Source organism: Bacillus sp. JS (assembly GCF_000259365.1).
GTDB lineage: Bacteria > Bacillota > Bacilli > Bacillales > Bacillaceae > Bacillus > Bacillus stercoris.
The window spans coordinates 3,018,429-3,037,500 of record NC_017743.1 but is presented as its reverse complement, the minus strand read 5'-3'; the positions used below and the strand labels follow the sequence as shown (position 1 = coordinate 3,037,500).

The 19,072-nt window shown below is 44.5% G+C and carries 15 protein-coding genes and 11 tRNA genes (1 of these 26 running past the window's edge); 20 read left to right on the top strand and 6 right to left on the bottom strand.

The window, feature by feature from the left end:
* The 16 genes from MY9_RS15440 to glgP form a co-directional block, all read left to right on the top strand.
* A tRNA-Ile gene (locus MY9_RS15440) sits at window positions 1-8 on the top strand; it begins 69 nt to the left of the window's first position.
* A 6-nt stretch (window positions 9-14) separates the two neighbouring features.
* Window positions 15-107: transfer RNA gene (locus MY9_RS15435), tRNA-Ser, on the top strand.
* 17 nt (window positions 108-124) lie between these two features.
* Window positions 125-201: transfer RNA gene (locus MY9_RS15430), tRNA-Met, on the top strand.
* Window positions 202-212: 11 nt separating this feature from the next.
* Window positions 213-289, top strand: a tRNA-Asp gene (locus MY9_RS15425).
* A gap of 12 nt (window positions 290-301) precedes the next feature.
* Window positions 302-377, top strand: a tRNA-Phe gene (locus MY9_RS15420).
* Window positions 378-397: 20 nt separating this feature from the next.
* A tRNA-His gene (locus MY9_RS15415) sits at window positions 398-473 on the top strand.
* Between the two features lie 10 nt (window positions 474-483).
* Window positions 484-557 (top strand) — tRNA-Gly (locus tag MY9_RS15410).
* Between the two features lie 15 nt (window positions 558-572).
* A tRNA-Ile gene (locus tag MY9_RS15405) sits at window positions 573-649 on the top strand.
* Between the two features lie 12 nt (window positions 650-661).
* A tRNA-Asn gene (locus tag MY9_RS15400) sits at window positions 662-736 on the top strand.
* Between the two features lie 3 nt (window positions 737-739).
* Window positions 740-830: transfer RNA gene (locus MY9_RS15395), tRNA-Ser, on the top strand.
* Window positions 831-860: 30 nt separating this feature from the next.
* A tRNA-Glu gene (locus tag MY9_RS15390) sits at window positions 861-932 on the top strand.
* A 232-nt stretch (window positions 933-1,164) separates the two neighbouring features.
* The gene (gene glgB, locus MY9_RS15385) at window positions 1,165-3,048 is read left to right on the top strand and encodes a 1,4-alpha-glucan branching enzyme (RefSeq protein WP_014665123.1); all 1,884 of its coding nucleotides are present in this window, start codon (window positions 1,165-1,167) and stop codon (window positions 3,046-3,048) included.
* Window positions 3,045-4,187 carry a glucose-1-phosphate adenylyltransferase gene (locus MY9_RS15380; protein WP_014665122.1) on the top strand — a complete coding sequence of 381 codons (1,143 nt, stop codon included), beginning with the start codon at window positions 3,045-3,047 and terminating at the stop codon, window positions 4,185-4,187. The genes glgB and MY9_RS15380 overlap by 4 nt, the downstream gene beginning before the upstream one ends.
* Before the next feature lie 23 nt (window positions 4,188-4,210).
* A complete protein-coding gene (gene glgD / locus MY9_RS15375; protein WP_014665121.1) occupies window positions 4,211-5,242 on the top strand; it encodes a glucose-1-phosphate adenylyltransferase subunit GlgD in 1,032 nt (343 codons plus the stop codon).
* Window positions 5,239-6,693 carry a glycogen synthase GlgA gene (glgA, locus tag MY9_RS15370; RefSeq protein WP_014665120.1) on the top strand — a complete coding sequence of 485 codons (1,455 nt, stop codon included), beginning with the start codon at window positions 5,239-5,241 and terminating at the stop codon, window positions 6,691-6,693. The genes glgD and glgA overlap by 4 nt, the downstream gene beginning before the upstream one ends.
* Complete coding sequence (gene glgP / locus MY9_RS15365; protein ID WP_014665119.1) at window positions 6,680-9,076, top strand: glycogen phosphorylase GlgP; 2,397 nt, start codon at window positions 6,680-6,682, stop codon at window positions 9,074-9,076. The genes glgA and glgP overlap by 14 nt, the downstream gene beginning before the upstream one ends.
* A gap of 30 nt (window positions 9,077-9,106) precedes the next feature.
* Here the strand turns inward: glgP and MY9_RS15360 are convergent, their stop codons facing one another.
* Both MY9_RS15360 and cotI read right to left on the bottom strand, forming a co-directional pair.
* The gene (locus tag MY9_RS15360; RefSeq protein ID WP_014665118.1) at window positions 9,107-9,574 is read right to left on the bottom strand and encodes a TspO/MBR family protein; all 468 of its coding nucleotides are present in this window, start codon (window positions 9,572-9,574) and stop codon (window positions 9,107-9,109) included.
* A gap of 92 nt (window positions 9,575-9,666) precedes the next feature.
* Window positions 9,667-10,740 carry a spore coat kinase CotI gene (cotI, locus tag MY9_RS15355; RefSeq protein WP_081483640.1) on the bottom strand — a complete coding sequence of 358 codons (1,074 nt, stop codon included), beginning with the start codon at window positions 10,738-10,740 and terminating at the stop codon, window positions 9,667-9,669.
* Window positions 10,741-10,929: 189 nt separating this feature from the next.
* Here cotI and cotSA point away from each other — a divergent pair, with 189 nt between their 5' ends.
* Genes cotSA through MY9_RS15340 form a run of 3 tightly spaced genes read left to right on the top strand, consistent with a single transcriptional unit; the run spans window position 10,930 to window position 13,569 of the window.
* The gene (gene cotSA / locus MY9_RS15350; RefSeq protein WP_014665116.1) at window positions 10,930-12,063 is read left to right on the top strand and encodes a spore coat protein CotSA; all 1,134 of its coding nucleotides are present in this window, start codon (window positions 10,930-10,932) and stop codon (window positions 12,061-12,063) included.
* 14 nt (window positions 12,064-12,077) lie between these two features.
* The gene (gene cotS / locus MY9_RS15345) at window positions 12,078-13,133 is read left to right on the top strand and encodes a spore coat putative kinase CotS (protein WP_014665115.1); all 1,056 of its coding nucleotides are present in this window, start codon (window positions 12,078-12,080) and stop codon (window positions 13,131-13,133) included.
* A gap of 1 nt (window position 13,134) precedes the next feature.
* Window positions 13,135-13,569, top strand: coding sequence for a hypothetical protein (locus tag MY9_RS15340; protein WP_014665114.1), 435 nt, complete (start codon window positions 13,135-13,137; stop codon window positions 13,567-13,569).
* 71 nt (window positions 13,570-13,640) lie between these two features.
* On the opposite strand, the gene MY9_RS15335 is transcribed toward MY9_RS15340, so the two are convergent.
* Genes MY9_RS15335 through MY9_RS15325 form a run of 3 tightly spaced genes read right to left on the bottom strand, consistent with a single transcriptional unit; the run spans window position 13,641 to window position 17,100 of the window.
* A complete protein-coding gene (locus MY9_RS15335; protein WP_014665113.1) occupies window positions 13,641-14,864 on the bottom strand; it encodes a glycosyltransferase family 4 protein in 1,224 nt (407 codons plus the stop codon).
* A 2-nt stretch (window positions 14,865-14,866) separates the two neighbouring features.
* The gene (locus MY9_RS15330) at window positions 14,867-15,817 is read right to left on the bottom strand and encodes an NAD-dependent epimerase/dehydratase family protein (protein ID WP_014665112.1); all 951 of its coding nucleotides are present in this window, start codon (window positions 15,815-15,817) and stop codon (window positions 14,867-14,869) included.
* Window positions 15,814-17,100 (bottom strand): UDP-glucose dehydrogenase family protein, encoded by a 1,287-nt coding sequence (locus MY9_RS15325; RefSeq protein ID WP_014665111.1) that lies wholly within the window; start codon window positions 17,098-17,100, stop codon window positions 15,814-15,816. The genes MY9_RS15330 and MY9_RS15325 overlap by 4 nt, the downstream gene beginning before the upstream one ends.
* A 171-nt stretch (window positions 17,101-17,271) precedes the next feature.
* On the opposite strand from MY9_RS15325, the gene MY9_RS15320 reads away from it, so the two are divergent.
* Window positions 17,272-18,090 carry a UTP--glucose-1-phosphate uridylyltransferase gene (locus MY9_RS15320; RefSeq protein ID WP_014665109.1) on the top strand — a complete coding sequence of 273 codons (819 nt, stop codon included), beginning with the start codon at window positions 17,272-17,274 and terminating at the stop codon, window positions 18,088-18,090.
* 8 nt (window positions 18,091-18,098) lie between these two features.
* Here MY9_RS15320 and MY9_RS15315 read toward each other — a convergent pair whose 3' ends face one another.
* The gene (locus MY9_RS15315; protein WP_014665108.1) at window positions 18,099-18,818 is read right to left on the bottom strand and encodes a yteA family sporulation protein; all 720 of its coding nucleotides are present in this window, start codon (window positions 18,816-18,818) and stop codon (window positions 18,099-18,101) included.
* Window positions 18,819-19,072 lie beyond the last annotated feature (254 nt).

The window sequence follows — 19,072 nt, the reverse complement described above, 5'->3', positions numbered from 1 at the left end:
GTCCACCACTATACGGAGGAATACCCAAGTCTGGCTGAAGGGATCGGTCTTGAAAACCGACAGGGGTGTCAAAGCCCGCGGGGGTTCGAATCCCTCTTCCTCCGCCATACATATTCCCAATCATCGCGGGGTGGAGCAGTTCGGTAGCTCGTCGGGCTCATAACCCGAAGGTCGCAGGTTCAAATCCTGCCCCCGCAACCAAATTTTAAAATGGTCCGGTAGTTCAGTTGGTTAGAATGCCTGCCTGTCACGCAGGAGGTCGCGGGTTCGAGTCCCGTCCGGACCGCCATTTAAATACTTAGGCTCGGTAGCTCAGTTGGTAGAGCAACGGACTGAAAATCCGTGTGTCGGCGGTTCGATTCCGTCCCGAGCCACCATTTTATCAATATATATTTTGGCGGTTGTGGCGAAGTGGTTAACGCACCAGATTGTGGCTCTGGCATTCGTGGGTTCGATTCCCATCAATCGCCCCAAATAAAAATTGCGGGTGTAGTTTAGTGGTAAAACCTCAGCCTTCCAAGCTGATGTCGTGGGTTCGATTCCCATCACCCGCTCCATTTTTATATCGTCATGGGCCTGTAGCTCAGCTGGTTAGAGCGCACGCCTGATAAGCGTGAGGTCGATGGTTCGAGTCCATTCAGGCCCACCATGACTTTTATATTCCACAGTAGCTCAGTGGTAGAGCTATCGGCTGTTAACCGATCGGTCGCAGGTTCGAATCCTGCCTGTGGAGCCATATGGAGAAGTACTCAAGTGGCTGAAGAGGCGCCCCTGCTAAGGGTGTAGGTCGTGTAAGCGGCGCGAGGGTTCAAATCCCTCCTTCTCCGCCATATGATTACAGATATAAATTTATAATTGTCGGCCCGTTGGTCAAGCGGTTAAGACACCGCCCTTTCACGGCGGTAACACGGGTTCGAATCCCGTACGGGTCATCCAGAAGCCTTGCATATCCTGCAAGGCTTTTTTATTTTTATCAATCATGGATATGTCATAAGCTTCGTTCTTTATTTTAAAACAGGCAACAAAAATCTCCATATATTTTGTTTTTCTTCAGAAAATGAAGTTAATTGTCTATAAGTATAAGCGCTTTCAGGAAAGGGCTTTTTTTTATTTCTTCGAATAAATACTATAAATGAAAACTATGATGTCAGAAAGGATGATTACATGGCCGCTGCCAGCCCTACAGCACATGATGTTTATCTTTTTCACGAAGGCAGTCTGTTTAAAAGCTATCAGCTGTTTGGCTCGCATTTTCGTGAGCTGAATGGCACAAGCGGATATGAATTCTGTGTGTGGGCGCCTCATGCGTCGGAAGTACGAGTGGCTGGGGATTTTAACAGCTGGTCGGGAGAACAGCATGTGATGCACAGAGTGAATGATAATGGCATTTGGACGTTATTTATTCCGGGTTTAGGAGAAAAGGAACGATATAAATATGAAATCGTGACGAATTGCGGTGAGATTAGGCTGAAGGCAGATCCATACGCCATTTATTCAGAAGTCAGACCAAACACAGCGTCACTTACTTACGATTTGGAAGGGTACAGCTGGCAAGATCAAAAATGGCAAAAGAAACAGAAGACTAAGACGCTGTATGAGAAACCTGTTTTCATTTATGAACTGCATCTCGGGTCTTGGAAGAAGCATTCTGATGGCAGGCATTACTCCTATAAAGAGTTAAGTCAGACACTTATTCCGTATATCAAAGAGCATGGGTTTACCCATATTGAACTGCTTCCAGTGTATGAGCATCCATATGATCGTTCCTGGGGCTACCAAGGAACGGGGTATTACAGCCCGACAAGCAGGTTTGGCACACCGCACGATCTGATGAGGTTTGTTGATGAATGTCATCAACAAAATATCGGAGTCATTTTAGATTGGGTTCCTGGACATTTTTGTAAAGATGCACATGGCCTTTATATGTTTGATGGAGAACCGCTTTATGAATACAAAGAAGAACGTGATCGGGAGAACTGGTTATGGGGTACGGCAAATTTTGACCTGGGAAAACCAGAAGTTCATAGTTTTTTAATTTCGAATGCGTTGTACTGGGCGGAATTCTATCATATAGATGGATTTAGGGTTGATGCAGTGGCTAATATCTTGTATTGGCCAAATCAGGATGAACGCCACACGAATCCATATGCTGTTGAATTTTTAAAAAAACTCAATCAAACCATGAGAGAGGCGTATCCACAGGTGATGATGATCGCGGAAGATTCTACAGAATGGCCTCAAGTGACAGGTGCCGTTGAGGAAGGGGGGCTTGGTTTTCATTATAAATGGAATATGGGATGGATGAATGACGTACTGAAATACATGGAGACGCCGCCTGAAGAAAGGCGGCATTGTCATCAGCTTATCTCTTTTTCATTACTGTATGCGTTTAGTGAACATTTTGTGTTGCCGTTTTCTCATGATGAAGTCGTATACGGGAAAAAATCACTTCTTAATAAAATGCCTGGCGACTACTGGCAGAAATTTGCCCAGTATCGGCTTTTGCTGGGCTATATGACAGTGCATCCCGGAAAGAAATTAATCTTTATGGGATCAGAGTTTGCCCAATTTGATGAATGGAAAGATACAGAACAGCTTGATTGGTTTTTGGACTCCTTCCCCATGCATCAGAAAGCCAGCGTTTTTACGCAAGATCTTCTCCGCTTTTATCAAAAAAGCAAAATCCTTTATGAACATGACCATCGTGCACAATCATTTGAATGGATTGATGTCCATAATGACGAACAATCAATCTTTTCTTTTATTCGCTATGGCAAAAAGCATAGTGAGGCGCTTGTCATCATTTGTAATTTTACACCCGCGGTCTATCATCAATATGATGTTGGAGTTCCTTTTTTTACCCAATACATCGAAGTGCTGAACAGTGACAGTGAAACATATGGAGGCTCAGGACAAATCAATAAAAAGCCGTTATCGGCCAAAAAGGGAGCTCTTCATCATAAACCTTGTTATATCACGATGACCATCCCCCCTTACGGCATCTCGATTTTACGGGCGGTTAGAAAAAGAGGAGAGATAAAAAGATGAAAAAACAATGTGTAGCCATGCTCCTTGCCGGCGGAAAGGGCAGCCGTCTCAGCGGATTAACAAAAAATATGGCCAAACCGGCTGTATCTTTCGGGGGAAAATACAGGATTATTGATTTTACCCTAAGCAACTGTTCTAATTCAGGCATAGACACAGTCGGGATTTTAACGCAATATCAGCCGCTTGAGCTGAATTCCTATATTGGAATCGGCAGTGCATGGGATCTTGATAGATATAATGGCGGAGTGACGGTTTTACCTCCTTATGCCGAGTCGTCAGAAGTCAAATGGTATAAAGGGACGGCAAGCGCCATTTATGAAAATCTCAATTATTTGAATCAGTATGATCCTGAGTATGTACTGATTTTATCAGGAGATCACATATACAAAATGGATTACGGCAAAATGCTTGATTTTCACATTGAAAAGAAAGCGGATGTGACCATCTCTGTCATTGAAGTGGGCTGGGAGGAAGCAAGCCGGTTCGGGATTATGAAGGCCAATCCAGATGGGACGATCACACAATTTGATGAAAAGCCTAAGTTCCCTAAGAGCAATCTTGCCTCAATGGGAATTTATATCTTCAATTGGCCGCTTTTGAAACAGTATCTTGAGATGGACGATCAGAACCCTTATTCTAGCCACGACTTCGGCAAGGACATTATTCCTCTGCTTTTAAAGGAGAAAAAGAAGCTTTCCGCTTATCCGTTCAAAGGATATTGGAAGGATGTCGGAACAGTGCAGAGCTTGTGGGAAGCCAATATGGATTTATTAAAAGAGGACTCGGAGCTGAAGCTGTTTGAACGCAAATGGAAAATTTACTCCGTCAATCCAAATCAGCCCCCGCAATTTATTTCATCTGATGCGCAGGTTCAAGATTCGCTTGTGAACGAAGGCTGTGTTGTGTATGGAAATGTGTCTCACTCCGTTCTTTTTCAAGGTGTGACTGTCGGTAAGTATGCGACTGTCAAATCATCCGTCATCATGCCGGATGTGACGATTGGGGAGCATGTAGTGATTGAAAATGCCATCGTTCCTAAGGGGATGGTGCTCCCGGATGGTGCAGTGATTCGCTCCGAAAAAGACATTGAAGAGGTGCTGCTCGTTTCAGAGGAATTTGTAGAAAAAGAATTGATTTAATTACTGAACAGGGGGCAGAATCAGTGTTCAATAATCAAATGTTAGGTGTTATAGATGAAACCACATATAAGCATTCTCTTCAGGATTTAACAGCACAGCGGTCGCTTGGGGCGATTCCTTTTGCCGGCAGATACCGTCTGATTGATTTTATGCTTTCCAACATGGTGAATGCGGATATTAGGAGTGTTGCCATTTTTCCGAAGTATCGTTACCGTTCGCTCATGGATCACCTTGGGGCAGGTAAGGAATGGGATTTGCATCGGAAAAAGGACGGTCTCTTTTTTTTCCCGTCTCCCCATCTTCATCACGAATACGATGAATTCGGTTCCTTTCGCCAGTTTTCGGACCATCTAGATTACTTCCACAGAAGCACGCAGCAATATGCTGTTATCTCCAACAGCCATACCGTATGCAACATTCAATTTCAATATGTGCTGAAACGCCATCAGGAGGTTGGCTGCGATGTCACCGAGGTATTTCAGGACGGCCAGTCGCTGCAAATCTACATCATGTCTACAACACTTTTAAAGGAGCTGATCTACGGACATAGCGAAAAAGGCTATAAAACCATTCAGGAGGCTGTTGAAAAGGAAGCTTCCGCCTTGACCATTTGCCCTTATGAATATTCAGGTTATGCCGCTGTTATTGATTCGGTGGAAAAATATTATACCCACAGTATGGAACTCATTCAGCCTCGTTTTTGGCAGCAGGTGTTTTTGCCGCAGCAGCCGATCTACACAAAAGTGAAGGATGAACCGCCGACGAAATACGGAAAACACAGCACTGTCAAAAATTCTTTGGTGGCAAACGGCTGTGTGCTTGAAGGAGAGGTTGAAAACTGCATTTTGTTCAGGGCGGTCCATGTTGGAAAGGGTACGAAGCTGAAAAACTGCATTATTATGCAAAAAACGCAGATTGGCGAGGATTGTCTTCTTGAGCAGGTCATTTCTGATAAGGACGTTAAAATCGGCAAGGCGACGGAAGCTGCTGGAACAGCTGACCAGCCGCTTGTATTAAGAAAAGGTTTGGTGCAAGGAGAGCTGATGAATTCTTGAAGATATTATTTGCTGTGTCTGAATGTACCCCATTTGTTAAATCCGGAGGTCTTGCCGATGTAGCAGGTGCTCTTCCGAAGGCGCTTGCGCGATTAGACAATGAGGTAGCTGTGATGCTGCCGAAGTACAGCCAAATACCTGAGCCGTGGAAAATGCGTATGAAAAAAAAGGCTGAGTGTACCGTAGCTGTCGGCTGGCGGCAGCAATATTGCGGAATTGAACATATGGCAGAGGATGATGTGAATTATTACTTCATCGACAATGAGTACTATTTCAACAGGGATTCATTGTATGGGCATTATGATGACGGTGAGCGGTTTGCCTTTTTTTCAAGAGCTGTGCTGGAGGCTGCCAAAGTTGTGAATGTTCCAGCCGATATTGTTCATACTCACGATTGGCATACAGCGATGGTCAATTATTTGCTGAAAGAGGAGTACAGAAAACATCCTTTTTATGAACGGATGAAAAGCGTGCTCACGATTCACAACTTACAGTTTCAAGGCATATTCCCTCCCGATGTCACACATGACTTGCTGGGTCTTGAGATGGATCATTTTCACTATGAAAGGTTAGAATGCAACGGATTTGTTAATTTTATGAAGGCGGGCATCATTGCGGCTGATCATGTGACGACTGTGAGCCCTACTTACAGAAATGAAATCTTGACTCCGTATTATGGTGAGCAGCTGGAACAGGTTTTGCAATATAGGGAAAATGATGTAACGGGCATATTAAATGGCATTGATGATACGTTCTATCAGCCGAAAAGCGATCCTTATATAGAGGCGCAATACGACTCGGAACATCTTGCATGCAAGATGGAAAACAAAACGAAGCTTCAGCGGCGAATGGGGCTTCCAGAGAAAAACGATATTCCGCTGATCAGTATGGTGACAAGGCTCACTAAACAAAAGGGGCTTGATCTTGTCCGCAGAATTATGCACGAGCTTCTTGAGGAGCAAGACATACAGCTGGTTGTGCTGGGCACAGGAGAACGTGAATTTGAAGATTATTTCCGACATGCAGAATTTGCTTTTCATGAGAAGTGCCGAGCTTATATTGGGTTTGATGAGCCGCTTGCCCACCAAATTTATGCGGGATCTGATATGTTTTTGATGCCGTCGAAATTTGAGCCGTGCGGCTTGGGGCAGCTCATTGCTCTTCAATATGGCGCCATTCCCATTGTTAGAGAAACGGGCGGACTTTACGACACTGTCCGTTCCTATCAGGAGGAAGAGGGGACGGGCAATGGTTTTACATTTTCCGCCTTCAATGCGCATGACCTGAAATTTACGATTGAAAGGGCGCTGTCGTTTTATCGCCAACAGGATGTATGGCAGAGCATCATGAAGACCGCAATGAATGCAGATTACAGCTGGGGGAAGTCGGCTAAAGAGTATCAGCGCATTTTCGAGCATGTGACAAGGAGTGGACGGGATGTTCTCGAGTAAAGAACGCTTTGCAGATTTATTTTTAAAGCGCCTGGAAATGACGTGCGGAAAAAGCTTTAAAGATTCTGCCAAGCTGGATCAATATAAAACGTTGGGCAATATGGTCAGAGAGTATATCAGTGCAGATTGGATCAAGACGAATGAAAAAAGCAGATCCAATTCCGGGAAGCAGACATATTATTTATCAATCGAATTTCTGCTCGGTCAGCTCCTTGAACAAAACTTAATGAATCTCGGTGTTCGTGATGTTGTAGAAGCTGGTTTAAAGGATATCGGCATCAATTTAGAGGAGATCCTTCAGATAGAGAACGATGCTGGTCTCGGCAACGGCGGGCTTGGCCGGTTGGCCGCTTGCTTTTTAGATTCTCTTGCTTCGTTGAACTTGCCGGGGCACGGGATGGGCATCCGTTACAAGCATGGCTTGTTTGAGCAAAAAATTGTAGACGGGCATCAGGTGGAGCTGCCTGAGCAATGGCTGAAAAACGGGAATGTATGGGAAGTAAGGAATGCGGATCAGGCAGTTGACGTTCCATTTTGGGGCGAGGTGCATATGACAGAAAAAAGCGGGCGTCTGCATTTTCGCCACGAACAAGCGACAATTGTAACCGCTGTTCCTTATGATATTCCGGTCATCGGCTATGAAACGGGCACTGTCAATACGTTAAGGCTTTGGAACGCCGAGCCCTATGCGCATTATCATGGCGGTAATATTTTGTCTTATAAGCGGGAAACAGAAGCGGTTTCTGAATTTTTATATCCCGATGACACCCATGACGAGGGGAAAATTTTACGTCTGAAGCAGCAGTATTTTTTGGTATGCGCAAGCTTAAAAAGCATTGTAAACAATTACCGAAAAACACATAAATCTTTATCCGGCCTGCATAAAAAAGTGAGCATTCATATTAATGACACTCACCCTGCGCTTGCGGTGCCTGAGCTGATGCGGATTTTGCTCGATGAAGAGGACATGAGCTGGGAAGAAGCTTGGCATATCACTGTACATACGATCTCTTATACGAATCATACAACATTGTCAGAAGCGCTTGAGAAATGGCCGATTCATTTGTTTAGGCCGCTGCTCCCGCGCATGTATATGATTATTGAAGAGATCAATGAAAGGTTTTGCCGCGCAGTTTGGGAAAAGTATCCTGGAGACTGGAAAAGGATAGAGAACATGGCGATTACAGCGCATGGTGTTGTCAAAATGGCTCATCTGGCCATAGTAGGCAGTTACAGTGTAAATGGTGTTGCAAAAATTCATTCCGATATATTAAAGGAAAGAGAGATGCGTGACTTTCACTTGCTGTTCCCGAATCGTTTTAACAATAAGACGAATGGGATTGCCCACAGGCGCTGGCTGTTAAAAGCGAATCCAGGCTTGTCTGCCATCATTACAGAGGCGATCGGCGATGAATGGGTGAAACAGCCGGAATCACTGATCCATTTAGAATCGTACGCCTCTGATCCTGCATTTATTGAACAGTTTCAAAACAACAAAAGCAAGAAAAAACAAGAGCTTGCCGATTTGATTTTTTGCACGGCAGGGGTGGTTGTGAACCCTGACAGCATATTCGACGTTCAGGTGAAACGGCTTCATGCATATAAACGTCAGCTGTTGAATGTTCTTCACATTATGTATTTGTATAACCGCCTCAAGGAGGACGCTGGGTTTTCAATCTACCCGCAAACCTTTATTTTCGGGGCAAAGGCTTCACCAAGCTACTATTATGCCAAGAAAATCATTAAGCTGATCCATTCTGTCGCAGATAAAGTCAATTATGATCCGGCGGTCAAACAGCTGATCAAAGTTGTTTTTTTAGAAAATTATAGAGTTTCTATGGCTGAGCGAATTTTTCCGGCATCAGATGTAAGTGAGCAAATTTCAACCGCAAGCAAGGAAGCGTCTGGTACAGGAAATATGAAGTTTATGATGAACGGCGCTTTGACAATCGGCACGCATGATGGCGCTAATATCGAAATCCTTGAGCGGGTGGGCCCTGATTGTATTTACACGTTCGGCTTAAAAGCGGATGATGTTCTATCATATCAGGAAAACGGCGGTTATAGATCGAGGGAATATTATCAGCATGACCGGAGAATCAGACAGGTAGTCGATCAGCTGATCAATGGTTTTTTTGAGGGAGAAGCAGATGAGTTCGAATCGATCTATGACTCACTGCTCCCGCATAATGATGAGTATTTTGTACTGAAGGATTTCAGCTCATATGCAGATGCGCAAGAGCGAATTCAAGCTGATTATCGAGAACGAAGGAAATGGTCTGAGCGTTCGATTGTAAACATTGCTCATTCTGGATATTTCTCCAGCGACCGCACGATCCGGGAATATGCGAAGGACATTTGGGGCATCAAGCCGATGATATGAAAAAGCCGCTGTATAAGCGGCTTTTTTTGTTCACAGATTCATTGAATCGATAGTAAAGGATAAGAACGTCGCAAATGCACTCCATAAAAAATAAGGCAAAAGAAGATAGCTTGCGGCTCTGCTGTATTTTTTCGCAATGATCAGTAATACGATTGCTGTGATGGCGACAAGCAGGCAGTCAATCGATGCAGCCAGCAGATTTTTTTGCGTAAACTGGAAATAGCTGAATGCCTGATTGAGCACGTAATTTATTAAAAGCGCAAACCAAAAGCTTTTCGCACCTTTAAAAGAAAACGCAGCATATATAATGGCAGCTGAAAGGGAGATCAGGGCAAACAGAATGGCCCAAATGATGCCGATTGCAGAACCGCTTGGCGTCCAGTCGGGTTTTTTTAATGAATTGTACCATTCTTGGTCAACAGGAAACAGGTATCCTGCGGCTGAAAACAGCGCGTATGTAATCACAAAAACTGCTATGGCGCCGATTATCTTTTTCATGTTTGCAACCTCCGTATGTATTTATTTTACATTTATACTTACCCTTTAGCTTATAAAGATCAAACCCCCGATATGCGGGGGAAATGATGGATTTAAATCAGCTGCTGCAATGCGTTTGATTTAATGCGTTCATATTCAAAAGCTGATTCTAATTCTTCCTTCGGTAAAGCAGACTTGCGGACGTATTTTTCGCGAATGACATCGTAAAGCTCATAAGGAAACAGCATATCTATAAACATGACTTGTTTTTGTTCTTCAGTTAATGGGGCTCTGGATTCGTATGCGTTCAGCATGACATGAAATGTCTCGTCATCCCAAACGCCCGTCGTATCCAAAAGCGGAATAATCATTTTGCGCAAATCACGAATAGGCAGATCAAATGATACGGTATCTAAGTCGATGACCCAAATCTGTTCATTTTCTCCTAAGAGTGTATTTCCGGTTCCGTAATCCTGGTGGCAAAGGTTAGGGCTTTTTTTCAGCTGTTCAGTCCATGGAACATAGGCCGATTGCAAAAGCTGGTCTTTGATGCGCAGGCCGTCTTCAATGAAGCGGTCTATCTCCTGAAGATAAAGCTGTGAGAAAGGGTCTTCTTTTTCCGCTCTCGCCATCAGCTTCCACGTTTCCATCTGTTTGCACCGTTTCGTGTAGTGATTCGGCCAGCGCCCTAATTTGGTAAATACGGGAACGCCATTCGGCGGCTGATAACCGACGGACGCTGTATGGAAATCAGCAAGGCCTTTCATGATAAACTCCAAGTCCTGCTTTACAGTCAGCTCAAACGGTCTTCCTTCGATCCAATCATATACGACAAATAGAAAGGAGCCGTGCTTGGAATATAGGCTGCCTTTTTTGTTTGGGAGTATGCCAGGAACATTCATGCCTTTTTTTGCTAAATAATCCTGCGCAAAAATGGAAAATAACGCTTTCTTTTCTGGTCTGTGTATTCGTTTCAGACAAACCGCGCCGGAGCCTGTGTGGACCTTCCAGACCAGCGCCATCTGATTTCCCTGAATGACGTCTATTTTTTCAGCATGCACATCCCATCCTTGAAGCACATTTTCAGCCAGCTTCGTTAATTTTTTTTCATCTTCTGCTGATAAAGGAAGCTCTGATGAATTCCCCTCCTCAATGACTTCGTGGTTTTCTGCCATTAAAGGACACATCCTTACCTGTTTTACTCCTACCTTATGAATCAAAAGGAAAAAATGATTGAGATATTTGACTATATTTACTAGAAGAATATGGTTGTTTACCCGTTTTGTTTTTGGGGCAGTCCCAATCCGCACAAGTTGGTTGATCAGCCGTATCATGATTCTAACTAGTTAAAAATCATGCAGGAATGGAGGCTATGTATGAAAATAGCACTGATCGCCACAGAGAAGCTTCCTGTCCCATCGGTTCGAGGAGGCGCCATTCAAATCTACCTCGAAGCGGTTGCCCCTTTAATTGCCAAAAAACATGAGGTGACTGTGTTTTCTATTAAAGATCCTAATCTCGCTGATAGAGAGACTGCAGACGGTGTCCATTATGTACATTTGGATGAAGACCGTTATGAAGAAGCTGTTGGAGAAGAGCTGAGAAGGAGCCGCTTTGACCTTGTGCATGTTTGTAATCGCCCAAGCTGGGTTCCAAAATTGAAGAAACAGGCGCCGGACGCTGTTTTTATATTAAGCGTTCACAATGAAATGTTTGCTTACGATAAAATCAGCCAGGCAGAAGGAGAGATTTGCATCGATTCCGTAGCGCAGATTGTTACGGTCAGCGATTATATCGGACAGACGATCACAAGCCGTTTTCCGTCAGCCCGATCAAAAACAAAAACAGTTTATTCCGGTGTGGATTTAAAAGCGTACCATCCCCGCTGGACGAATGAAGGACAGCGGGCTCGCGAAGAGATGCGAAGCGAGCTGGGGCTTCACGGCAAAAAAATCGTCCTATTTGTCGGCCGTCTTAGCAAAGTCAAAGGCCCGCACATTTTATTGCAGGCTTTGCCGGACATCATTGAGGAGCATCCCGATGTCATGATGGTGTTTATCGGGTCCAAATGGTTCGGAGATAATGAGTTAAATAACTATGTCAAACATCTTCATACCCTTGGCGCGATGCAAAAGGATCATGTCACATTTATTCAATTTGTGAAGCCAAAGGACATTCCGCGCCTTTATACCATGTCAGATGTATTTGTGTGCTCTTCACAGTGGCAGGAACCTTTAGCAAGGGTGCATTATGAAGCGATGGCTGCGGGACTGCCTATCATTACAAGCAATCGGGGAGGCAATCCAGAGGTCATAGAGGAAGGGAAAAACGGCTACATCATTCATGACTTTGAAAATCCTAAACAATATGCCGAACATATCAATGATTTGCTGAGAAGCTCGGAAAAGCGGGAACGGCTTGGGAAATACAGCCGCCGTGAGGCAGAAAGCAATTTCGGCTGGCAGAGGGTAGCTGAAAATCTGCTCAGCGTCTATGAAAAGAACAGATAGAAGGGGTGAACAGAGTGTACCAAAAAGAGCATGAAGAACAGATTGTGTCTGAAATTCTCAGCTATTATCCTTTTCATATTGACAATGTGGCGCTGAAATCGAACAAAAGCGGGCGCAAAATCTGGGAAGTTCAAACTGATCATGGCCCAAAGCTGCTAAAAGAAGCGCAAATGAAGCCGGAGCGGATGCTTTTTATTACTCAGGCTCATGCCCATTTACAAGAGAAAGGGCTGCCGATAGCGCCGATTCATCAAACAAAAAATGGCGGTAGCTGCTTGGGCACGGATCAGGTTTCTTACAGCTTATATGACAAAGTGACAGGAAAAGAAATGATTTACTATGATGCAGAGCAAATGAAAAAAGTCATGTCGTTTGCAGGCCATTTTCATCATGCGTCAAAAGGATATGTTTGCACAGATGAAAGCAAGAAGAGAAGCAGGCTGGGAAAATGGCATAAATTATACCGATGGAAGCTGCAGGAACTTGAAGGGAATATGCAGATCGCAGCATCTTATCCTGATGACGTATTTTCGCAAACTTTCTTAAAACATGCTGATAAAATGCTGGCAAGAGGAAAAGAAGCACTTCAAGCGCTTGATGACTCAGAATACGAAACCTGGACAAAAGAAACGCTCGAGCATGGCGGATTCTGTTTTCAGGATTTTACATTGGCACGTTTGACTGAGATCGACGGGGAGCCCTTTTTAAAGGAGCTTCACTCGATTACCTACGATTTGCCTTCAAGAGACCTTCGTATTCTGCTGAATAAAGTGATGGTTAAGCTTTCTGTGTGGGATACTGATTTCATGGTTGCGCTGCTTGCGGCCTATGACAAAGTGTATCCGCTCACAGAAAAACAGTATGAGGTACTTTGGATTGATCTCGCGTTTCCGCATTTGTTCTGTGCAATCGGCCATAAATATTATTTGAAGCAAAAGAAAACGTGGTCAGATGAGAAGTATAACTGGGCGCTGCAAAATATGATTTCCGTTGAAGAATCTAAAGATTCGTTTTTGGATAAACTGCCGGAACTCTATAAAAAGATAAAAGCGTATCGGGAGGCGAATTGACATGAGGTCTTCGAGACAAAAAGCCTCTATTTCTAAATTGGATCTCGACCAATTCGTATTTACACCGCCTGGGTCAATGGGATGGCAGGCTCATGACTCAATCTCAGCTGAGAAGGAGGAAGAGGAGAAGCATTTAGCTGTGGGCAGCATCCGAGAGCTTCCTCACATCAATGCACCGAAAGAATATCAAGAAGAAACGAAGGAAAAGGAAACTGAACACAAAATCATCAATGATGAAGAAGAAACGAAATTTGAAACTGCTCGAGAGCCTGAGGAGGAGCGTGAGTCGAAACGCTCAATGCCGCTCTTTGAGGAAGAAGAGCATGATGATGAAGAACCAGAATTAGTGGAGGAAGCTAGAGTGGAAATCATCATTCTTCCAAGTGATTCTAAACCAGCTCCATGGTTTTCTTCAGCTGTAAAGCGAAAGGCATAAAGTCACTTTTATGCCTTTTTTTGAGCTCTCTGCAACAAAAAACAGCCCGTTTTGCAACGCGAGCTGTAGGTTTATGATTTTGCTTTCACAAAAAGCTGATTGATTGATGATAAATCAAGGTTTTGCGTCAGAAAAGGCGGCGGGAATTGTTTGTTTTTCGGGGTCAAAACGGATTGGTAAACTTCATTGAGTCGTTTGGCAGCATGTGTAAAGGTAAATAAAGCTTCTACATGCTTACGGCCGTTTTTTGTCATTTTGTTCATTAATTCTTGATCTGTAAAGGCTCTGTCAATTGCTTTTGCAAATGAAGAAGGTTTGTTGTAGCTGTCAATGACAAGGCCGGTGACTTCGTGTTTTACGACCTCTCCGTTACCGCCCCGGTTTGTGGTAATTAAGGGCGTGCCGGCTGCCATTGCTTCATAATTCACACGGGCGAGCGGTTCATTCCACTGAGAGCTGCAAACAAATACATCTGCCATCAGAAAAAGGTTTGGTATGTCGTCTGCGGGAATGAATTTTGTAAAGAGCACGTGGTCTCTGTACGGCAGCGCCAGCTTGCGAAGATAGGTGACATATTGATTTTCGCTGTCATCGCTGAACCACTTCCCGCCCGCTATGACAAGTACAGCATCAGGATGCTGCTGCAAAATCCGTCTCATGCTGTGGATGAGAAGGTGAGGTCCTTTTGTCGGGCTTAAGCGGCCGGCGAATAAAATAACTTTTTTATCCTCAATGTCGTATTTTTTTCGGTATGTTTCTCTGACAGCCGCGCCTTTCGTCGTCCAGACGGGCGGATAAGCGTGTAAATCAACGCCCGAGTACACGACTTTTGTGATGTCCTCGGCTTCAGGGAAACGTTCGATGACGGTTTGTTTAATAAATTCGCTGACAGTTGTAATCATGGAGACATTGTCGAGTACTTCTTTTCCTTGCGCGAAGGTCATCTTTTTTTCAGAAAACATTTCGTTATGCAGGCTCAGAATGATCTTGCTGTTTGGTGAAGCCTTTTTATATAAAGAGACATTTAAAGGCCTGTTAAACACATGAATGAGGTCGAAGGAAGAGGCTCGCAGCTCTTCGGCTACCGCCTCTCGGTAATGCTCTTTTGGCAGATGGATATAATGTACGCCGTTTTTCGTTTCTCTTTTTGGAAGCGATGGATCTTCTATTGAAAAAATGGTCAGGTCGTAGCGGCTGCTGAAATAGGGCGTGACACCGTCAATCATCATTTGAATAGCGCCGCCGCGTACCGCGGGCGCCGGCAGCTTTTCTGTACAGATAAAGGCAAGCTTCATTTTCATTCCCCCTGATACAGCGACGATAAATAGGCAATTTCGTTAGTCAAGCCATCCTTTAAGGATGTGGCGGGATCATAATGCAAGAGCTGCTTTGCTTTTGAAATATCCGCCCACGTGTTACTCGGTTCCCCTGCTATTTTGTCCGAAAAGTGCAGTATTGCTTTTTTACCGGAAATCTCTTCAATGAGGGAGACAACCTTTAAGACTGAGGCACGTTCAGCGCCGCCGATATTTACCGTTTCACCAATAAGGTGGGGTTTCCCAAGAACAGCGGTGATGCCTTTGACACAGTCGCCGATGTAAGTAAAATCTCTTGACTGCTGCCCGTCACCGAAGATCGTGAGCGGCTGTTGCTGAAGGTGCTGCTTGATGAGCCGGTGAAAAGCCATGTCCGGCCGCTGTCTTGGTCCGTAAACGGTAAAAAAACGGAGAATCACAATTGGAATGCCAAAGCTTTGTTGATACACATGGCAAAGCTTTTCACCGGTAAGCTTTGTTACCCCGTACGGAGATAAAGGAGAAAGCGATGTGTTCTCGCTGACTTTTCCTTGTTTTTCGCCATAGACGGAAGAGGTGGATGCAAAGATGAACGTTTGAATAGGATGTTCCCGGGATGCCTCAAGGAGTCTTTGGAGCGCTTGGATATTATGTGCGGCATATGGGTGAAAATGATTGCCCCAGCTTGAGCGGACACCCGGAATGGCCGCCAAATGAAAGATGACGTCTACCCCTTCTAGTAAGGGAGAAAGATCCGCTGTCAGCAGATTTTCCTTTATAAACGTAAATCGTTTTTCTAGCAGCAGGGTTTTAAGGTTTTTTAATTTTAAGGAAAATGGAGTAGGACCGATAAAGTCATCGATTCCGATAACGTGATGTTTCTTATCCTTCAGTAATTCTTCGCAGAGGTGGGAGCCGATAAATCCCGCTGCTCCTGTGACGAGTATTCTCATGGGCGCCCAACCCCCGTACAGATCAGGCCGCAAGCCTCGATCGGTTCTTTTTTCAGTACGTTGCGTCCGTCAATCACAAGACGCCCTTTCATGATGCCTGCAGCCTTTTTCCAATCAAACGCTAAAAACTCAGGCCATTCTGTCGCCAAAAATAAAAAGTCACTCTCTTCTATCGCATCAAAAGCTTGAGAATGCTGAGTTACATGTTGCTGCAAATGTTCTGGAAGGACAGCTTCAGGATCATATGCATGAACATCACATCCCAGCTCTGCCAGCCCTTCAATCAGTCTGACGGCCTGAGAATTTCTGGTGTCATCGGTATGGGGTTTGAAGGAAATGCCGAGTACAGCTGCTTTCTTGCCTTGAAGTGTATCGAAGAATGACTGTATTTTTTTGATATACAGGCCGAGCTGAGTGTCGTTAATGTGCTGCACGGCTTGAAGCAGGAAGGTCTCCGTGTTTTTTTCCTTGGCAGCAAATTGCAGCGCCTGCAGATCCTTTGGAAAACAAGAGCCTCCGTATCCGATGCCAGCCTGCAAAAAGTGCCTCCCGATTCTCGGATCTAGTCCAATAGCGCGGGAAATATCCGAGATATCTGAATGATAGGCTTCACATAAACGGGCCATTTCGTTAATGAACGAGATTTTGGCTGCTAAAAAGAAATTGTTGGCATATTTGATCAGCTCTGCTCCTGTTAAGCTTGTAATGATATAAGGGGTGTCAATGTGTTTGTAAATAGATTTGACGATTGCTGCCGATACGTGATCGCCTTCCTGAATACCGATGACCGTTTTGTCAGGATGCAGCATGTCATATAAGGCGTTGCCTTCCCGCAGAAACTCGGGATTGGATACGATGTTAAACAAACTTTCAGACACACCGGAGGCAACCAGCTGTTTTGCTATGTTTTCATTTGTCCCGGGCGGAACAGTGCTTTTCGTAATAATGGTTTTATACGATCGAATCGCCTCGCTCAAATCGCTGATGACGGACTGCAGGGCTTTCGTATCAGCTGACCCGTCCGAACGCGGTGGGGTTCCGACTGCGATAAAGATGACGGGACATTTCTCCATGCTCGATTTCACTTCAGAAGAAAACGAGAGATTGCCGTAATGGTTTATTGCATCAGAAAGCCCAGGCTCGTAAAAGGGAATGTCTCCATTTTTCAGCTGCTCGATTTTTTTGACGTCTTTGTCTGTGCATATCATGTCATGCCCGATGGATGCCAGTGCCGCTGATAAAGTTAAACCGACATATCCGGCGCCAACCACACAAATTTTCATCACCTGAGCTCCTTTTCAAGATTACTGGTCATATATCAATATCCTATTAAAAAAGGGCTGGTTCGTGATTCCGCTTTCTGCCCAGTTGCGTCCGCCTAATTTCACATGGACAAACATCGGGATGCGCTCTTGGAATATCATGTAATAAACATAAGCTGAGGGGAAAATACCATGATAAAAAAAGCGATCATTCCTGCCGGAGGATTCGGCACGAGAAATCTGCCGGTGACGAAGGTGATTCCGAAAGAAATGTTTCCGGTAGGGTCTAAGCCTGTAATTCATTATATTGTTGAAGAACTAAAGGAGTCAGGCATTGAGAACATTTTGATGGTTGTATCGAGCCATAAAAACCTGATTGTCGACTACTTCGATTCCTCTTTGGCACTCGAAGCTTTTCTGGCCTCCCGGGATAAACTTCATTTACTCAGTGAGCATCCAATTCCAGATATACGGATTCACTATGTGCGCCAGCCTTATGCAAAGGGTTTGGGTGATGCCATTTCTTACGGAAGGCCATTTGCAGGCGGAGAACCTTTTGCCGTCGTTTTGCCCGATGATCTGATTTTTTCCGCCAATCAGCCGGCTTTAGGGCAGCTGATTGAAGCGTATACGAAATATCAGTCCAGTGTGATCGGCTTAAAAGAAACAAAAACGGAGGATTTACATCATTACGGGGTGATAAAGGGGGAGCCTGTTGAAAAAGGGGTTTATCGCATCCAGGATATTGTGGAAAAGCCTAAAGAAAACCCGCCATCTCATTTTGCTGCAGCAGGACGTTATATTTTTACACCGGATATCTTTGATAAGCTGGACGAATTAGAAGCTGATAACGGAGGAGAAGTGCAGGTAACGGATGCGATTAAAGCTTCACTCGGGGCACGCAATGTTTACGGGAAATTGCTAGAGGGCGAGCGGTATGACATCGGCCTGCAAAAGGATTATTTGAGGCTGATTTCCGATATGCTGAAAACGGAAAAGAACCCCCGATAATCGGGGGTTCAATCAGCGTGGAGATCGCCGAATGTTGTCATGATTCCCTCTTCGTCAAGCTCTTCCTCATAACGCTCATGGGCCCTGCTTTGATAAACTGTAATTTCTTTGCCGGTGATATCAGTAGCAATGAAATTTTCGTAAGACTCCGTATTGCCGATATTCTCTTCGGCGTTCATCGTCATATCATCGTAGCTGAGCGGCGGATTTTCCATATCCTGCGGCGTTTGTGAGTTACCGTATTTTTCGACATCCTGATAGGAATCTTCACTGTCATATGGCGCTCTGATTTCTTCATCATCGTCAAATTCAAATTGCCCGAAAGGTGTTTCTTCTTCGATCGGACGGTCTTTGGACACCACGTCCTGTGACGAATACTCCGCGAGTGTTGTGGCAGTCGGAAGCGCTTCAAGTCTTTCGTAAGGGATTTCCTTTCCGCTGACTTCACAAATACCGTACGTACCGTTTTCTATCGCTTTTAATGAATGCTCAATGTCCCGAAGGTGCTCTCGCTCATGTAAATCGAGAGCGATGTCTTTTTCACGCTCGTAAAGTTCGGTTGCATGGTCTCCGGGGTGGTTATCATAAGCTGAAAGTTCACCCATTGAATCATAAGGAAAGGCTGAATTGAGCTGAAAATGGTCATTGTCTTTAAAACGGTTTAAAATATCTTTTTTCGTTTGTTCCAGTTCACTTTTTAAATGCTGCAGCTGGTCTTTTGTAAGCAATGTGATCGCCTCGTTTCTCTTTGATGCATACCTTTAGTATGAACAGATCGCCCGAGAACTTTCATAAATGCCGGATGGAGGAATATAGGAAGTTTTCCTTTTATGGTAAGCGGATACAAGCTTTGCTACCAGTGGAGAAAGAAATTTAAGCTTTGTTTCTTTTTCATTTCTGAAATTAGGTTTATAATAGGTAAGGCAGGCCATTTGGACTGCATGATCTGTGTTTGACACAAAGAAGACACAGGTGTATGGTA